Origin of the sequence: Paenibacillus nasutitermitis, from assembly GCF_014641075.1 — a bacterium.
Classification (GTDB): domain Bacteria; phylum Bacillota; class Bacilli; order Paenibacillales; family Paenibacillaceae; genus Paenibacillus_Z; species Paenibacillus_Z nasutitermitis.
In genome coordinates this window covers 48,306-62,690 of the sequence record NZ_BMHP01000015.1, presented here as the reverse complement: position 1 = coordinate 62,690, position 14,385 = coordinate 48,306, and the positions used below count along the sequence as shown (strand labels likewise).

The window sequence follows — 14,385 nt, the reverse complement described above, 5'->3', positions numbered from 1 at the left end:
GAGTAGGACGTTGCCAAGCACGAGAAGCCGACCGCAGTTTGCGGTCGGTTTTTTGTTGTTTCCGGGTTTATTTGTTCCCAGGTTTATTTATGTTTTTGTTGTTTCCCTGTTTTTATTGTTGAAGATTTTTTTATTAAGAATGCCAGCCCGTTTTGTCGTTGATGATGATTGATGTGAGGATAGCAGCATCCTTTCGTCTAATTTTCCACGAATTCTTTTTGCCAACAGAGCGCCAAAGACGCATCCAGTCTGGAATATGATGTTTCGTTAGGGACTCAAAAAAGGTAAAGAATAGGACAACCTCCCTCATGCGGCTGTCGGTTGGTGATGCCTGAATGAAGTTATGTGCCCGCTTGACGTATAAATGAGCGAGATACGCCCAAGCTATTAACGGATCATCAAAAACGCATGCGCTGCCTTGACGTTTTGAAAAAAATGCGTATAATAAAATTAAGGTCAAAGAAAGTCAAAGTCAAGTAAACAGAATATTGCATGATTTTGGCGAACTGACTGTTGTTGGTTGCATTTTAGGGAGGTTGGTGAAATGCGCAACATTTCCGATCTCATTGAGCAGTACTTGAAGCATATGCTGCAGGAGAGCTCAGAAGGTGCGGTTGAATTGCAGCGGAATGATTTGGCGGACCGTTTTTCTTGCGTACCCTCACAAATCAATTACGTGATCAGCACCCGTTTCACTCTGGAGAAAGGTTATTTTGTTGAAAGCAAGCGCGGTGGCGGCGGATATATCCGTATACAACGCATTGATCTTCCCACCTTAACCGTCATCCAGGGGCATATCGCCCAGACGATCGGTGATCAAGTGGATCAAGGAGCAGCAGAAGGACTTATCTATCAGTTGGAGGAAGCGGAGCTTGTTTCCAAACGGGAAGCAAATCTGCTGAGGGCCGCTATCTCCCGTGAGGCAATTGCTGTCAAACTTCCCTTGCGCGATGAGATCAGAGCAAGACTCCTGAAGGCGATGCTTATTACACTGCTTGTCAAATCTCGATGAGTAGTTGCTTCGACCAGGGTGCTTCTTGTATGCCGCAACAGGTACGAACGAAACATGAATCCGAAGTTTGAACCTTGCAGGAGGAGGGATAGAGCGGAATGCTTTGTCAGGAATGCGGTAATAAACCGGCTTCACTTCATTTTACAAAAATTATAAATGGAGAAAAAACCGAATTTCATATTTGCGAATCCTGCGCACGTGAAAAAGGAGAAGGACTTCCCGGTGTATCGAACGGTTTCTCTATTCACAGCTTATTATCCGGACTGCTCGACTTTGAACCTGCAAGCGGAGTAAATGCCTTTGGCGCAAAGCCGCAGCAATTACGTTGTGAAACATGCGGCCTTACGTATACCCAGTTCAGCAAGATGGGAAGGTTTGGCTGCAGCGAATGTTATACCACTTTTGGAAGCAAGCTGGATCCCATCCTTAAACGTGTACATGGCAATGCTTCGCATGTCGGCAAAATTCCCAAACGCTCAGGCGGACTCATTCAACTGCGGCGTGAGATTGAGGAACTTCGGGCTGATTTGCATGAACGCATTGAACGTGAGGAGTTTGAGAACGCGGCCCAAATCCGCGACCGGATCCGTGAACTGGAAAGCAAGGTCACAGATGCGTAGGAACAGTCTTGGAAGGAGGACTCGTCTTTGTCGGAGCGATCTTTTGTACAAGAGGCCTTAAGTAAGTGGATGAAAGAAGAAGGACCTGATTCGGACATTGTCATCAGCAGCCGAGTTCGGATCGCCCGCAATCTGCGGAGTCATCCTTTCCCGATGCTCGCTACCAATGAACAGGCAAAAGAAGTAATGGAGAATCTGATTTCGGTGGGAGCTTCATCCGAACTTCATAAAATCGACCAGTTTGAAACGATTGAGTTGTCTGAATTGAGTGAATTGGAACGAAGAGTTCTCGTTGAGAAGCATCTCATTAGTCCAAACCTTGCGAATGAATCGCGCTGCGGGGCTCTTATGCTTAGCAGGAACGAGTCTGTCAGTATTATGGTTAATGAAGAGGATCATTTGCGTATCCAATGCCTATATCCGGGTTTTCAGATCAAGGAAGCCTGGGGCTTGGCTAACCGCATTGACGATATTTTTGAAGAAGCAACCGATTATGCTTTCGACGAGCGCCGCGGGTATCTGACCAGCTGCCCGACCAATGTGGGCACCGGCATTCGTTCTTCGGTTATGATGCATCTGCCGGCACTGGTGATGACCCATCAAATAAATCGCATATTGACGGCTATTACCCAGGTGGGTTTGGCTGTGCGGGGGATTTACGGGGAAGGCAGCGAGGCGCTGGGAAATTTGTTTCAAGTATCCAATCAAATTACCCTGGGACAATCGGAGAATGAAATCATCGATAATTTGCACAGCGTAGCCAAACAAATTATTGAGCACGAAAAGGCCGCTCGTCAGCGTATGCTGGAGGAGTCGCAGATACGTTTGGAGGACCGGATATACCGTTCCTATGGGATTTTGTCGCATGCCACCATTATGGATTCCAAGGAAGCCGGCCAACGGCTGTCCGATGTCCGGCTTGGAATCGATCTGGGGCTCATTACAGGGGTATCGCCCCTGGTGATGAATGAATTGATGGTTTTGATGCAGCCGGGTTTCCTGCAGCAGGTTTTCCACGAAAAGATGAATACCGAGCAGCGGGATATCAGGCGGGCGCAGCTTATACGTCAGCAGTTAGAACAAAGTAAATCCGATCATGGGGGTGTGTGAACATGATGTTTGGCAGATTCACGGAACGTGCGCAGAAGGTGCTTGCACTGGCACAGGAAGAAGCGGTTCGTCTAGGTCACAATAATATTGGAACCGAACATATTTTGCTTGGACTTAATCGCGAAGGGGAAGGCATTGCCGCCAAAGCCCTTATCGGTCTGGGACTGAGCCTGGAAAAAATCCAGGACGAAGTCGAGACACTTATCGGCCGCGGACAAGAGCAGCCGACCAATATTGCCTATACGCCGCGCGCCAAGAAAGTTATCGAGCTGTCGATGGACGAAGCGCGTAAGCTTGGCCATACGTATGTTGGAACCGAACATATTTTGCTCGGCTTGATTCGCGAAGGAGAAGGCGTCGCTGCCCGTGTGCTTAATAATTTGGGCATCAGCCTGAACAAAGCACGGCAGCAGGTCCTGCAGCTCTTGGGCAGCAGTGAAGCGGTATCGAGCAACCATGGAGCAACGGCAAACGTAAGCACGCCGACGCTTGACGGTCTCGCCCGCGATTTGACCGCTTATGCCAAAGACAATAATCTAGATCCGGTTATTGGCCGGGGCAAAGAAATTGAGCGCGTCATTCAGGTGCTCAGCCGCAGAACCAAGAACAACCCTGTTCTTATTGGAGAACCCGGCGTCGGTAAAACGGCAATCGCCGAAGGGCTGGCGCAGAAAATCATCGCTGGTGAAATTCCCGAAACGCTCCGTGACAAACGCGTCATGACGCTGGATATGGGTTCGGTTGTGGCCGGCACGAAATATCGCGGTGAGTTTGAGGACCGGCTGAAAAAAATCATGGATGAAATTCGTCAGGCAGGTAACATTGTGTTGTTCATCGATGAGCTTCATACGCTTATTGGAGCAGGCGGCGCGGAAGGTGCGATTGATGCCTCTAATATTCTAAAACCTGCACTTGCACGCGGCGAGCTCCAATGCATCGGTGCTACCACGCTGGACGAATACCGTAAATATATTGAGAAAGACGCGGCATTGGAACGCCGTTTCCAACCGATTACGGTTGACCAGCCTTCTCCGGAGGAAGCGATCCTGATCCTTCATGGACTCCGGGACCGCTACGAAGCCCATCACCGGGTGAAAATAACGGATGAAGCGATCGAGCAGGCGGTTAAACTTTCCGACCGTTATATTACGGACCGTTTCCTGCCCGATAAAGCGATCGATCTGATCGATGAGGCAAGTTCCAAAGTGCGCCTCAAATCGTATACCGTACCGCCTAATTTGAAACAGCTCGAGAATCGTCTGGAAGATATCCGCAAGGAGAAGGATTCAGCGGTGCAGAGTCAGGAATTCGAGAAGGCAGCCGCACTTCGCGATACGGAGCAGAAGATACGCGAAGAGCTGGATGTAACGAAAAATCAGTGGAAAGAAAAACAAGGCCGTACGGATTCGGAAGTAACGCCGGAGGATATCGCTCAGGTGGTTGCAAGCTGGACGGGAATTCCGGTAAGCAAGCTGGCTGAGGAAGAAACGCAGCGCCTGCTCAAGATGGAAGATATTCTTCATGACCGTGTTATTGGTCAGGATGAAGCCGTCAAAGCAGTATCCCGTGCCATGCGCCGCGCCAGAGCCGGTCTGAAGGATCCGAAGCGTCCGATGGGATCATTCATCTTCCTCGGACCGACCGGTGTCGGTAAAACCGAACTGGCCCGCGCACTGGCGGAAGCAATGTTTGGCGATGAGAATGCCGTTATCCGCATCGATATGTCGGAATATATGGAGAAGCACTCGACGTCGCGTCTGGTTGGCGCACCTCCAGGGTATGTCGGGTACGAGGAAGGCGGCCAGCTTACCGAGAAAGTACGCCGCAAGCCGTACTCGGTTGTTCTGCTGGATGAGATCGAGAAGGCCCATCCGGATGTATTCAACATCCTGCTTCAGGTTCTGGAGGATGGCCGTCTAACGGACTCCAAAGGCCGTGTCGTCGATTTCCGCAACACGCTGATCATTATGACCTCCAATGTTGGTGCGGATCAAATCAAGCGCAATACATCGCTCGGCTTTACGGCCGCTCAGGATGCCGGCCGCGACTTTACCGTCATGAAAGAGAAAGTGCTCGCGGAGCTGAAGAAAAGCTTCCGTCCCGAGTTCCTGAACCGGATTGATGAAACGATTGTCTTCCATTCACTTGGCGAAGAGCATATCGCTCAAATCGTGACGCTGATGTCGGAGGAGCTGCGCAAACGGCTGCATGAGCAGGAGGTTGACTTTGTGCTTACGGATACGGCTAAAGCCTTCCTTGCCAAGGAGGGATACGATCCGCAATACGGAGCACGTCCATTGCGCCGCGCGATCCAGAAGCATATTGAGGACAGATTGTCCGAGGATCTGCTGACAGGCACGATCACCAAAGGCGATACGCTTACGATTGATGAGAAAGACGGTGCACTGACGGTTACTCCGTCACCATCCGCACCGGCGGCCAGCGAACCAGCCGCCAAGTAATATTATGATCCCCTTGCTCTTACCGGTCATCGCTTCTATTGGCGAAATCCCGGCGAGCAAGGGGATTTTTGCTACTACGCTGATATCGGCGTATGATGGGAGTGTGGATACCTGATCCGTTACTTGGGTCTTGGGCCTTTGTTTGCAGTTAAACATTAATGCCAATAAGGTTTAGGAGGATGAAATATGATTGTTGTTGTGAATACAATAAAGGTCAAAAAAGGTCATGGGGAATCTGTGGCGCAGCGTTTCCAGAACTCCAAGGGCGTCGAATTAACGCCCGGTTTTGTCCGGATGGAAGTCTTGTTTACGGAAGATATGGAAGAGGATTATGACGAACTGAAGGTCTGCACGCATTGGGCGGACAAGTCTTCGTTTGAAGGCTGGGTAAACAGCGATTCCTTCCGGCAGGCACATGCCAAACGAGCTGGGGCGCCGGAAGGGCAGTCTCAGGGAGAGCGTCCGAAAGACAGCGGGCAGAATGGCCAAGGTCATGGACAGTCCCATCAAGCTGCGCCGCAAGGCGAAAGCGTGATGTTAGGTTCGAAGATGACCGTTCATACTGTACTCGTGAGCCGCACGCTTAATCAGGAAGAATAGGGCTTTCAACAATTAAATCCGAACGATTTCCCGTTCCCGCCTGGAGTATATTTGCCGGGCGGGAAACTTTTATGTAACGGGATCCGTTAAAGGGTTTATCCTACCCTTGAGAAATGGTAAACTTTGAATGATACTGCAATAAGCATAAGGAGCCGCTCATGGCAAAACTTAAAATAAAATTCGCCTGTACCGAATGTGGAACGGAATCACCCAAATGGCTGGGCAAATGTCCGGGCTGCGGGGAATGGAATACGATGGTGGAGGAGAAGGAAACGGTAGTCAAGACGCCTGGAGTCAGTTCCCGGCTGATTCAGACGAAAGAAAAAGCGCAATCCATCATACACATAGATAATGAGCAGGAGCCTCGCATAGAAACGTCGCTGCTGGAGCTTAACCGCGTTCTGGGCGGAGGTGTTGTACCCGGGTCGCTTATTCTGGTTGGCGGGGATCCCGGGATCGGAAAATCAACGCTGCTGCTGCAAACCTCTCATGCTTTAGCCTCTCAGGGGTTGAAGGTCCTTTATATTTCCGGAGAGGAATCGGTCCGGCAAACCCGGCTGAGAGCTGACCGGCTGGGGGCGCTCACGGAGGAGCTTTATGTGCTTTGCGAAACGAATATGGATCAGATCAGCGATGCCATCGAGACGGTTGCGCCGGATTTCCTTGTTATCGATTCCATTCAGACGGTTTATGATCCAAGCGTTTCTTCGGCTCCCGGAAGCGTGTCGCAGGTCCGCGAATGTACAGCTCATTTTATGCGGGTAGCCAAGATAAAAGGGATTGCCACGGTTCTTGTCGGGCACGTTACCAAGGAGGGAGCTATTGCCGGGCCACGGTTGCTGGAGCATATGGTGGACTGCGTGCTTTATTTTGAAGGAGAAAGGCATCATTCCTACCGGCTGCTGCGGGCAGTCAAGAATCGCTTCGGATCGACCAATGAAATCGGGATCTTTGAAATGGGCGAGTTGGGTCTGCGGGAGGTCAGCAATCCGTCCGAGCTTTTTCTCTCGGAGCGTCCGCTCGGCGTGTCGGGTTCGACTGTCGTAGCCAGCATGGAGGGGACGCGTCCTGTCCTTGTGGAGCTGCAGGCGCTGGTCGCGACAACGAATTTTCCCTCGCCCCGGCGGATGTCCACCGGCATTGACCATAACCGGATGTCGCTGATTATAGCTGTACTTGAGAAGCGCATGGGCATGTTTCTGCAAACGCAGGACGCGTACCTGAATGTGGCGGGTGGCGTAAAGCTGGACGAACCCGCTGTAGATCTTGCAGCAGCGGTGAGTATTGCCTCAAGCTTTCGGGATGCGCCGACAAGGCCGTTTGACGTTGTATTTGGTGAAATTGGTCTGACCGGTGAAGTCAGGGCCGTTTCACGTGCGGAGCAGCGGGTCAAGGAAGCGCATAAGCTGGGCTTTAAACGAGTGATAATGCCGGAAAAAAGCCTGAAGGGCTGGAGCCCCCCGGCAGGAATTGAAATTATAGGGGTCGAGACAGTGGCGGATGCGCTTAAGGCGGCGCTTGGATAAGAGGGGGAAGATGATGAAGGAGCCGAATCAACTAGAAGTTATGAATCAGCTGCTGCAAATGGTCGCACCAGGCACGGCTTTTCGGGAAGGATTGGACAATGTGCTGCGTGCGAAGACGGGCGCGCTGATCGTTGTTGGATACAGTCCGGAGGTCATGGAGGTCGTAGATGGAGGGTTTTCTATCAATTGCGACTTTTCTCCTTATTATCTGTATGAGCTTGCCAAGATGGACGGCGCTATTATTTTAAGCGAAGACCGCAAGCGGATCCTGTATGCCAATACCCAACTCATTCCAGACAGCTCTATTTCATCCGTGGAAACGGGAATCCGTCATCGGACGGCCGAGCGGGTCGCCAAGCAGACCGGCAAGCTTGTGGTATCCATATCACAAAGGCGGAATATCATTACGCTGTATCAAGGGCAGCTTCGATATTCGCTTAAGGAAATTGGCGTGATTCTTACCAAAGCCAACCAGGCGATTCAAACTCTAGAGAAATATAAAACGGTGCTTAACCAGGCTTTTACAAATTTATCAGCCCTGGAATTTGAGGAATTGGTCACGCTGCATGAGGTCGCCCATGTTGTCAAACGCATGGAAATGCTAATCCGTGTGAAGATGGAAATTAAACGGTATGTGAATGAACTGGGGACGGAAGGCAGACTCATCAGCATGCAGATGGAAGAACTGGTCGGCGGCGTTGAGGAGGAGTCCTGGTTTTTGATCAAGGATTATGCAAAGAATCCTCATGAGGACAAAATCCGTGAAATCCGTGCGGGCATTCATAAATTGAATTCGGAAGAATTGTTTGATATCAGCTCTATTATCAAGCTTCTCGGTTACACGGGAGCCAGTATGGCTTCCGAGGAAATGATCGCTCCCCGGGGATATAGGCTGCTCAACCGGATCCCGCGCTTGCCTGCCGTTATCGTGAATAATCTGGTGGACCGCTTTGAGCGTTTGCCCCATATTTTAATGGCTACCATTGAGGAATTGGATGCGGTTGATGGAATCGGGGAAGTGCGGGCCCGTACGATCAAAGATGGGCTGAAGCGTATTCAGGAACAGATGTTCATTGACAGGCATATCTAAATCACATACAATGTTAGAATGTGGATAACCATGTGCATCGTTAATTAATGATAAAAATTAGTGTTGGGGCATAGTAAAGATGAGGTGGAACAAAATGATTACGAAGTCGATACCGAGTCTTTTTACGGTGGCGAATTTATTCTTGGGTATTGTCGCCATTATTCTTATATTTCCAGAAAACGCAAAACCGGAAGTCGCCGCTATGATGGTTATCATTGCGATGCTGATGGATGGCGTGGATGGGCGAGTCGCACGCGCGCTTAATGCGCAAAGTGAATTCGGCAAGGAGCTGGACTCTCTATCGGATGTGATCTCGTTTGGCGTTGCGCCTGCGTTTATTATGTACAGCGTGGCGTTTCAGGAGCTTAGCTCTGCTGCGGCATGGATCATCACAGCACTTTTCCCGATTTGCGGCGCACTGCGACTGGCCAGATTTAATGTAATCTCCGGAATGCCCGGTTATTTTATTGGGTTGCCTATTCCGGCGGCAGGGGGCGTGCTTGCGACACTCGCTCTGTTTCATAAGGATATTCCCGTTTCGGTATTAATGGGGAGCACGCTGGTTCTTTCTTTCCTGATGGTGAGTACGGTTAAATATCCCAGCTTCAAAAAGATGGGGATGCCAAAAAGTGCGATTTGGGTCATTCCGCTTATTGTGGTTGTCACCGTTGTACTGGGCATTATGTTTCAAAGCCAGTTATCGAAGATTGTTTTTATCCCGCTGGTTCTGTACGCGCTCTACGGCCTAAAAAAAAACGTTGATCGGCGTCTCCCTTTTTCGGGACGAAATCGGAAACGCCGCAAACAAGCTGAGCTGCTGGAAGATATTATTCCGAGCGAGCACAGTGCATAAGCTGTCCAATTGGACCGCCTGATGACCCCTCGGGGTATCAGGCGGTTTATTTGTTTGGAGCAAACGCTGGTGCCGTGCGCTGTTGTTCACCTTCAGGTCAAATTGAATAGGCCTAATGTGGAGCATTTATCCGATTCCTGGGTAACAACGTCATCAAGTTGAATATCGAGCAGGTTGCACATGGCGGACATGTAGAAGAGGTTTCGGCCGAGCTCGCTTTTGATGGCATCTCTGCAGTGTTCGCATAATTCCCCGCTGACGTGGTAATGCAGCGTATTTTTTGCTTGCTCCAGATTGATTTCATCTGTGAACTCCTGCCTTTTTGCATTCAACTCGATACAACCGCATTCGGTAACGGATTTGGCCACAGCTCGATTAACGGAAGCACCAGATTGGCCATATTTCGATAAGACATCAAGCAAACTGCGATGACGCAGCAGCAGTTCCGACACTTGCTGCTGAAATTGATCCAATGTTGGGGCGCTCATCTTGTTCCACCTTCTTTTTAAGGATTGGCAGTGCTTCACTTTATTATAAGCTCCGGCAGTCAGTAATTCAAAAGCGATTTATTTATTTAGCCTCTTTATCGAAGAAGGTTAATAAATTCTAATACTTTCCTCCCTTCCTACGATTAACGTTCGCAAAATTGGAACATAATTGTAAAGGAGGTGGAATTATGATGAAACGAATGGTTCAATTGTTTGGTATATGTTTTGGTGGGGTTATGGGTGCCGAACTGCACAGCTGGACGACTATGGGGACGCTGTGGATGGAGTCGTCCTCCGCCATGCAGTCAGGCAGCTATTATATGAATGTCGGTATTGGTGCATTGTGCGGACTTGTACTGGCTTCTATGCTTGCCGCTCCGCTGATCCGATGGATACAGTCAGGAACGGACCGGATATCTTCCCTGCCTACCGGTGACTTGCTGGCAGGAGTTTTAGGGCTTATTCTTGGCCTGGTGCTTTCCGCTTTGCTTTATCCAGCCGTCTCGGGATTGACAGGCGCAGGCGAATTTATCCCCATCGCAATTATGCTGATTACCGGTTATGCCGGGATGCGGATCGGGTTTAGCAAACGTGAGGAATTGTCAGAACATATCTCTTTGTTGATGGAACGCGGCAAAGGCAGCCGCGGTGAAGATGACAGCAGCTATGAAGAACATAAAATATTGGATACAAGCGTCATTATCGACGGCCGAATCGCCGATATTTGCAAAACCGGATTTATTGAAGGGACACTTGTTATTCCGGAATTTGTTCTGGAGGAGCTGCAGCATATTGCCGATTCTTCCGATTTGCTCAAACGAAACCGTGGCCGCCGGGGACTCGACATTCTGAATAAAATTCAGAAAGAGTTGGATGTGAGAGTCCTTATTTATGAGGGGGATATGGAAGAAGGAGAAGTGGACAGCAAATTGGTCAAGCTCGCCAAGGTGCTTCACGGCAAAGTGGTTACGAATGATTTCAATCTGAATAAGGTATGCGAGCTTCAGGGCGTTTCGGTTCTTAATATTAATGATTTGGCCAATGCCGTGAAACCGGTCGTTCTTCCGGGTGAGGAAATCGTGGTCCAAGTGATTAAGGATGGCAAGGAGCATGGGCAAGGCGTCGCTTATCTGGATGATGGAACCATGATTGTTGTGGAGGGCGGACGGGATTATATCGGAAGCACGATGGAGGTGCTCGTAACGAGCGTCCTGCAAACCTCGGCCGGCCGGATGATTTTTGCCAAGCCGAAGCTGTTGGAAAAAGCGCTGTAACACGTTATGATAGTAAACGGATGATGTTGCCGGCACTGTAGAGGCTGCATCGAAGTTTACAGTAAATAGCGAGGCGGTTGAAGGCATGGAGGCAGCACAAGCAAGTTGGGGTGTCGTCATCGTGGCGGCTGGACGCGGAACACGGATGGGAACGAAGGAAAGCAAGCAGTATTTGCTTCTTCAAGACAAGCCCGTAATCGTACATACCCTGGAGCGGTTTGAAGCGATGGATGAAATTCGCGAGATGCTTCTTGTCGTAGGGCCAGACGATACAGACCGGGTGAGTACGTTAGTGCGGGAGTACAAGCTTCGCAAGGTTAAGGCTGTCCTGGCCGGCGGCAGCGAGCGCCAGCATTCGGTACGTATCGGCTTGCAATCCGTGAGCGAGGGGCTGGAGTGGGTTATGATCCACGATGGCGTGCGTCCCCTGGTAACCGCAGAGGCGGTCCGCTCCTGCATGGCACAGGCTGCAAAGACCGATGCGGCGGTGCTGGCCGTGCCCGTTAAAGATACAATCAAGCAGGTGGGTGAAGCCGGCGTCATTGTGGCGACACCAGAGCGCCGTAGTCTGTGGGCCATTCAAACGCCGCAGGCTTTTCGGCGTTCCTTGCTGCTGGAAGCGCATGAGAAAGCGGCGGCGAACGGTTTTGTCGGCACCGATGATGCCATGGTGGTGGAACGTTTGGGGAAACCGGTCACGGTGGCGGAGGGCGACTATACCAATATAAAGATTACGACGCCTGAGGATCTGCCTTGGGCGGAGTTTTTACTTGCGACTCGTGCGAACACACAACTAGGGAGATAAAGAGAGGGGAATCGGATATGATTCGTGTGGGACAAGGCTTTGATGTACATCAGCTGGTAGAGGGGCGCCCTTGCATTATTGGAGGTGTGACCATTCCATATGAGAAGGGGCTGCTGGGCCATTCCGATGCCGATGTGCTCCTGCACACTATCAGCGATGCGGTGCTCGGCGCACTGGGACTTGGAGATATCGGCAAGCATTTTCCCGATACGGATCCCGCTTACAAGGATGCGGACAGCTTGAAGCTGCTACAGCATATATGGCAGCTGGTGAAGGAACGCGGCTATAAGCTGGGCAACATCGATTCGACGATCATTGCCCAGCGTCCCAAGATGGCGCCGTATATTCCGCAGATGGTAGAAGTGATCGCAAATGTCCTGGAAGCCGAGGAGCGGTCCCAGGTAAATGTCAAAGCGACTACAACGGAGCAGCTTGGCTTCACCGGGCGGGGTGAAGGGATCGCTGCGCAATCGGTTGTCTGTCTGGTAAAGGTTATGCTATGATCGGTTGAAAACGAAGCATGATGGAAGGGGCTTAACATATATGTCAGAACAAATTCGGGTACGGTATGCGCCATCGCCAACAGGACATCTGCATATCGGAAACGCGAGAACGGCCTTATTCAATTATTTGTTTGCGCGCAGTCTGGGCGGCAAGTTTATTATACGTATTGAAGATACAGACTTGAAACGAAACATTAAGGGCGGAGAAGAGAGTCAGCTGACCTACCTGAAGTGGCTGGGTATCGACTGGGATGAAAGTATCGACGTAGGCGGAGGATACGGCCCTTATCGCCAGACGGAACGGCTCGATCTGTATCGCGAGTATTGGCAGATATTGATTGACAAGGGACTGGCGTATAAATGCTACTGTACCGAAGAGGAGCTCGAAGCGGAGCGGGAAGAGCAGACAGCGCGCGGAGAAATGCCGCGTTATTCCGGCAAACATCGTGATTTGACTGCGGAGCAGCAGCAGGCCTTTGAAGAGGAAGGGCGGGTTCCGAGCGTTCGTTTCCGCGTTCCCGAGGGCAGAACCTATTCATTCGATGATATCGTAAAAGGTGAAATCAGCTTTGAAGCCGATGGGGTCGGAGACTTCGTTATTGTGAAGAAGGATGGTATTCCGACCTATAATTTCGCAGTTGCCCTTGATGACCATCTAATGGAAATCAGCCATGTGCTGCGCGGAGAAGACCATATCTCCAATACGCCGCGGCAGCTGATGATTTACGAGGCATTCGGCTGGACGCCGCCGAAGTTCGGTCATATGACACTGATTGTGAACGAGCAGCGCAAGAAGCTGAGCAAACGCGATGAGTCGATTATTCAGTTTATTGAGCAATATGATAAACTTGGCTATTTGCCTGAGGCGATGTTTAACTTTATTACCCTGCTGGGCTGGTCGCCAGAGGGCGAACAGGAGATTTTCACACGCGAGGAGCTGATTGAGGCCTTCGATCCTGCAAGGCTGAGCAAAAGCCCGGCTGTGTTTGATACCGCTAAATTGAGCTGGATGAACAATGAGTACTTGAAGAAAACAGAGCTGCCGCGCGTGGTGGACTTATGCCTGCCGCATCTGCAGAAGGCGGGCCGCCTGGACGGGGATCTGGATCAACGCGGGCGGGAATGGGCCGCCGACCTGATTGGCTTATATCAGGATAAGCTGCGCTGCGCAGCCGATATCGTTCCCCTGACGGGTCTGTTCTTTGAAGACGGGATGGAAGATGAAGAGGAAGCGAAGCTTGTGCTCGCCGAGGAGCAAGTGCCGGCGGTATTGGCAAGCTTCTCCGAGCAGCTGGCGCCGATCGAGTCGCTGGATGCAGAGGCTGTCAAGACGGCAATCAAGACCGTACAGCAGACGACCGGGTTTAAAGGCAAGCAGCTGTTTATGCCGATTCGCGCGGCTTTGACTGGACAAACGCACGGGCCGGACTTGAACCGCACGATCGCTCTGCTTGGCAAGGTGAAGGTGGAGCAGCGTTTGCGCCAGCGGCTAAGCTAGAGCAGAAGCGGCCTGCAGATGCTAAGGTTATGGACCAGAGCCCTTGTCAGTTATGCACCAGTCCGCTATAATTGTAGTACCTTATTAACAAAGTTGTATCGGTCTAAAGGCTTGGAACAGGAGTGTTCATTTCCTATAGGAATTCAGAGAGAGCGATCTTTCTAAACGGTGACCTCAGGGCTGCCTAGTGGAAAGGCTGGGAGTCGCTTATTCCTTGAAATGCTGCATTGCACCTGGGAGCTGCTCTTTCGATCCGCGCGCGTGTCGATTTTCCGTATGCTGGCCCTGAGAGGCCTGGATTACGGATGTAATTGCATAAGCAAGGCGGGGTAGAAGTTGACGAGTTGTCCGCGTTATGGACTTTAAGACGGAAGATCAGCGCAAGATCTGATCTCCAAGCAGAGTGGAACCGCGTCCACACGCCTCTGCAGCCCTGGAGCTGCAGGGGCTTTCTTTATGTTTGGCGAAGAGCTGCAGAAATGCTTGGTAATGCTTGGTATTGCAGCAGGCAGGCGTTAGACGCTTTTTGAGAGGAGTCTTGACC

Annotated in this window: 13 protein-coding genes; 12 read left to right on the top strand and 1 reads right to left on the bottom strand. The window is 50.8% G+C overall.

All coding sequences use genetic code 11. From position 1 onward, the window contains the following. The first annotated feature begins 544 nt into the window (after positions 1-544). The 8 genes from IEY46_RS34735 to pssA all read left to right on the top strand — a co-directional run bounded on the left by IEY46_RS34735 (position 545) and on the right by pssA (position 9,273). Complete coding sequence (locus IEY46_RS34735; RefSeq protein ID WP_189000561.1) at positions 545-1,012, top strand: CtsR family transcriptional regulator; 468 nt, start codon at positions 545-547, stop codon at positions 1,010-1,012. A 98-nt stretch (positions 1,013-1,110) separates the two neighbouring features. Beyond that, entirely contained in the window at positions 1,111-1,632 is a 522-nt protein-coding gene (gene mcsA, locus IEY46_RS34730) for a protein-arginine kinase activator protein McsA (RefSeq protein WP_189000557.1), read from the top strand. A gap of 69 nt (positions 1,633-1,701) precedes the next feature. Next, entirely contained in the window at positions 1,702-2,742 is a 1,041-nt protein-coding gene (gene mcsB, locus IEY46_RS34725) for a protein-arginine kinase McsB (protein WP_373288944.1), read from the top strand. Between the two features lie 2 nt (positions 2,743-2,744). Beyond that, entirely contained in the window at positions 2,745-5,204 is a 2,460-nt protein-coding gene (locus IEY46_RS34720) for an ATP-dependent Clp protease ATP-binding subunit (protein ID WP_189000551.1), read from the top strand. Positions 5,205-5,390: 186 nt separating this feature from the next. Continuing rightward, on the top strand, positions 5,391-5,804 hold the full coding sequence (locus IEY46_RS34715; protein WP_189000548.1) for an antibiotic biosynthesis monooxygenase: 414 nt from the start codon (positions 5,391-5,393) through the stop codon (positions 5,802-5,804). A gap of 158 nt (positions 5,805-5,962) precedes the next feature. After that, positions 5,963-7,330 carry a DNA repair protein RadA gene (gene radA / locus IEY46_RS34710; RefSeq protein ID WP_189000546.1) on the top strand — a complete coding sequence of 456 codons (1,368 nt, stop codon included), beginning with the start codon at positions 5,963-5,965 and terminating at the stop codon, positions 7,328-7,330. A 13-nt stretch (positions 7,331-7,343) separates the two neighbouring features. Beyond that, positions 7,344-8,420, top strand: coding sequence for a DNA integrity scanning diadenylate cyclase DisA (disA, locus tag IEY46_RS34705; RefSeq protein ID WP_189000544.1), 1,077 nt, complete (start codon positions 7,344-7,346; stop codon positions 8,418-8,420). A 94-nt stretch (positions 8,421-8,514) separates the two neighbouring features. After that, complete coding sequence (pssA, locus tag IEY46_RS34700) at positions 8,515-9,273, top strand: CDP-diacylglycerol--serine O-phosphatidyltransferase (protein WP_189000542.1); 759 nt, start codon at positions 8,515-8,517, stop codon at positions 9,271-9,273. A 92-nt stretch (positions 9,274-9,365) separates the two neighbouring features. Here the strand turns inward: pssA and IEY46_RS34695 are convergent, their stop codons facing one another. Beyond that, complete coding sequence (locus IEY46_RS34695) at positions 9,366-9,761, bottom strand: nucleoside triphosphate pyrophosphohydrolase family protein (RefSeq protein ID WP_189000540.1); 396 nt, start codon at positions 9,759-9,761, stop codon at positions 9,366-9,368. A 185-nt stretch (positions 9,762-9,946) separates the two neighbouring features. Between IEY46_RS34695 and IEY46_RS34690 the strand changes: the two genes are divergently transcribed. The 4 genes from IEY46_RS34690 to gltX all read left to right on the top strand — a co-directional run bounded on the left by IEY46_RS34690 (position 9,947) and on the right by gltX (position 13,841). Next, positions 9,947-11,035 (top strand): PIN/TRAM domain-containing protein, encoded by a 1,089-nt coding sequence (locus tag IEY46_RS34690; protein ID WP_373288943.1) that lies wholly within the window; start codon positions 9,947-9,949, stop codon positions 11,033-11,035. Positions 11,036-11,120: 85 nt separating this feature from the next. Further along, on the top strand, positions 11,121-11,840 hold the full coding sequence (gene ispD / locus IEY46_RS34685; protein ID WP_189000538.1) for a 2-C-methyl-D-erythritol 4-phosphate cytidylyltransferase: 720 nt from the start codon (positions 11,121-11,123) through the stop codon (positions 11,838-11,840). Between the two features lie 17 nt (positions 11,841-11,857). Continuing rightward, positions 11,858-12,343: a 2-C-methyl-D-erythritol 2,4-cyclodiphosphate synthase gene (gene ispF, locus IEY46_RS34680; RefSeq protein ID WP_189000536.1), complete on the top strand. Its 486-nt coding sequence runs from the start codon at positions 11,858-11,860 to the stop codon at positions 12,341-12,343. Between the two features lie 40 nt (positions 12,344-12,383). After that, a complete protein-coding gene (gene gltX / locus IEY46_RS34675) occupies positions 12,384-13,841 on the top strand; it encodes a glutamate--tRNA ligase (protein ID WP_189000535.1) in 1,458 nt (485 codons plus the stop codon). Positions 13,842-14,385: the final 544 nt, after the last annotated feature.

Bases quoted from the DNA above. Each gene is read 5' to 3' on its own strand.
- IEY46_RS34735 (WP_189000561.1), top strand. From the start codon at position 545: ATGCGCAACATTTCCGATCTCATTGAGCAGTACTTGAAGCATATGCTG.
- mcsA (WP_189000557.1), top strand. From the start codon at position 1,111: ATGCTTTGTCAGGAATGCGGTAATAAACCGGCTTCACTTCATTTTACA.
- mcsB (WP_373288944.1), top strand. From the start codon at position 1,702: ATGAAAGAAGAAGGACCTGATTCGGACATTGTCATCAGCAGCCGAGTT.
- IEY46_RS34720 (WP_189000551.1), top strand. From the start codon at position 2,745: ATGATGTTTGGCAGATTCACGGAACGTGCGCAGAAGGTGCTTGCACTG.
- IEY46_RS34715 (WP_189000548.1), top strand. From the start codon at position 5,391: ATGATTGTTGTTGTGAATACAATAAAGGTCAAAAAAGGTCATGGGGAA.
- radA (WP_189000546.1), top strand. From the start codon at position 5,963: ATGGCAAAACTTAAAATAAAATTCGCCTGTACCGAATGTGGAACGGAA.
- disA (WP_189000544.1), top strand. From the start codon at position 7,344: ATGAAGGAGCCGAATCAACTAGAAGTTATGAATCAGCTGCTGCAAATG.
- pssA (WP_189000542.1), top strand. From the start codon at position 8,515: ATGATTACGAAGTCGATACCGAGTCTTTTTACGGTGGCGAATTTATTC.
- IEY46_RS34695 (WP_189000540.1), bottom strand. From the start codon at position 9,761: ATGAGCGCCCCAACATTGGATCAATTTCAGCAGCAAGTGTCGGAACTG.
- ispD (WP_189000538.1), top strand. From the start codon at position 11,121: ATGGAGGCAGCACAAGCAAGTTGGGGTGTCGTCATCGTGGCGGCTGGA.
- ispF (WP_189000536.1), top strand. From the start codon at position 11,858: ATGATTCGTGTGGGACAAGGCTTTGATGTACATCAGCTGGTAGAGGGG.
- gltX (WP_189000535.1), top strand. From the start codon at position 12,384: ATGTCAGAACAAATTCGGGTACGGTATGCGCCATCGCCAACAGGACAT.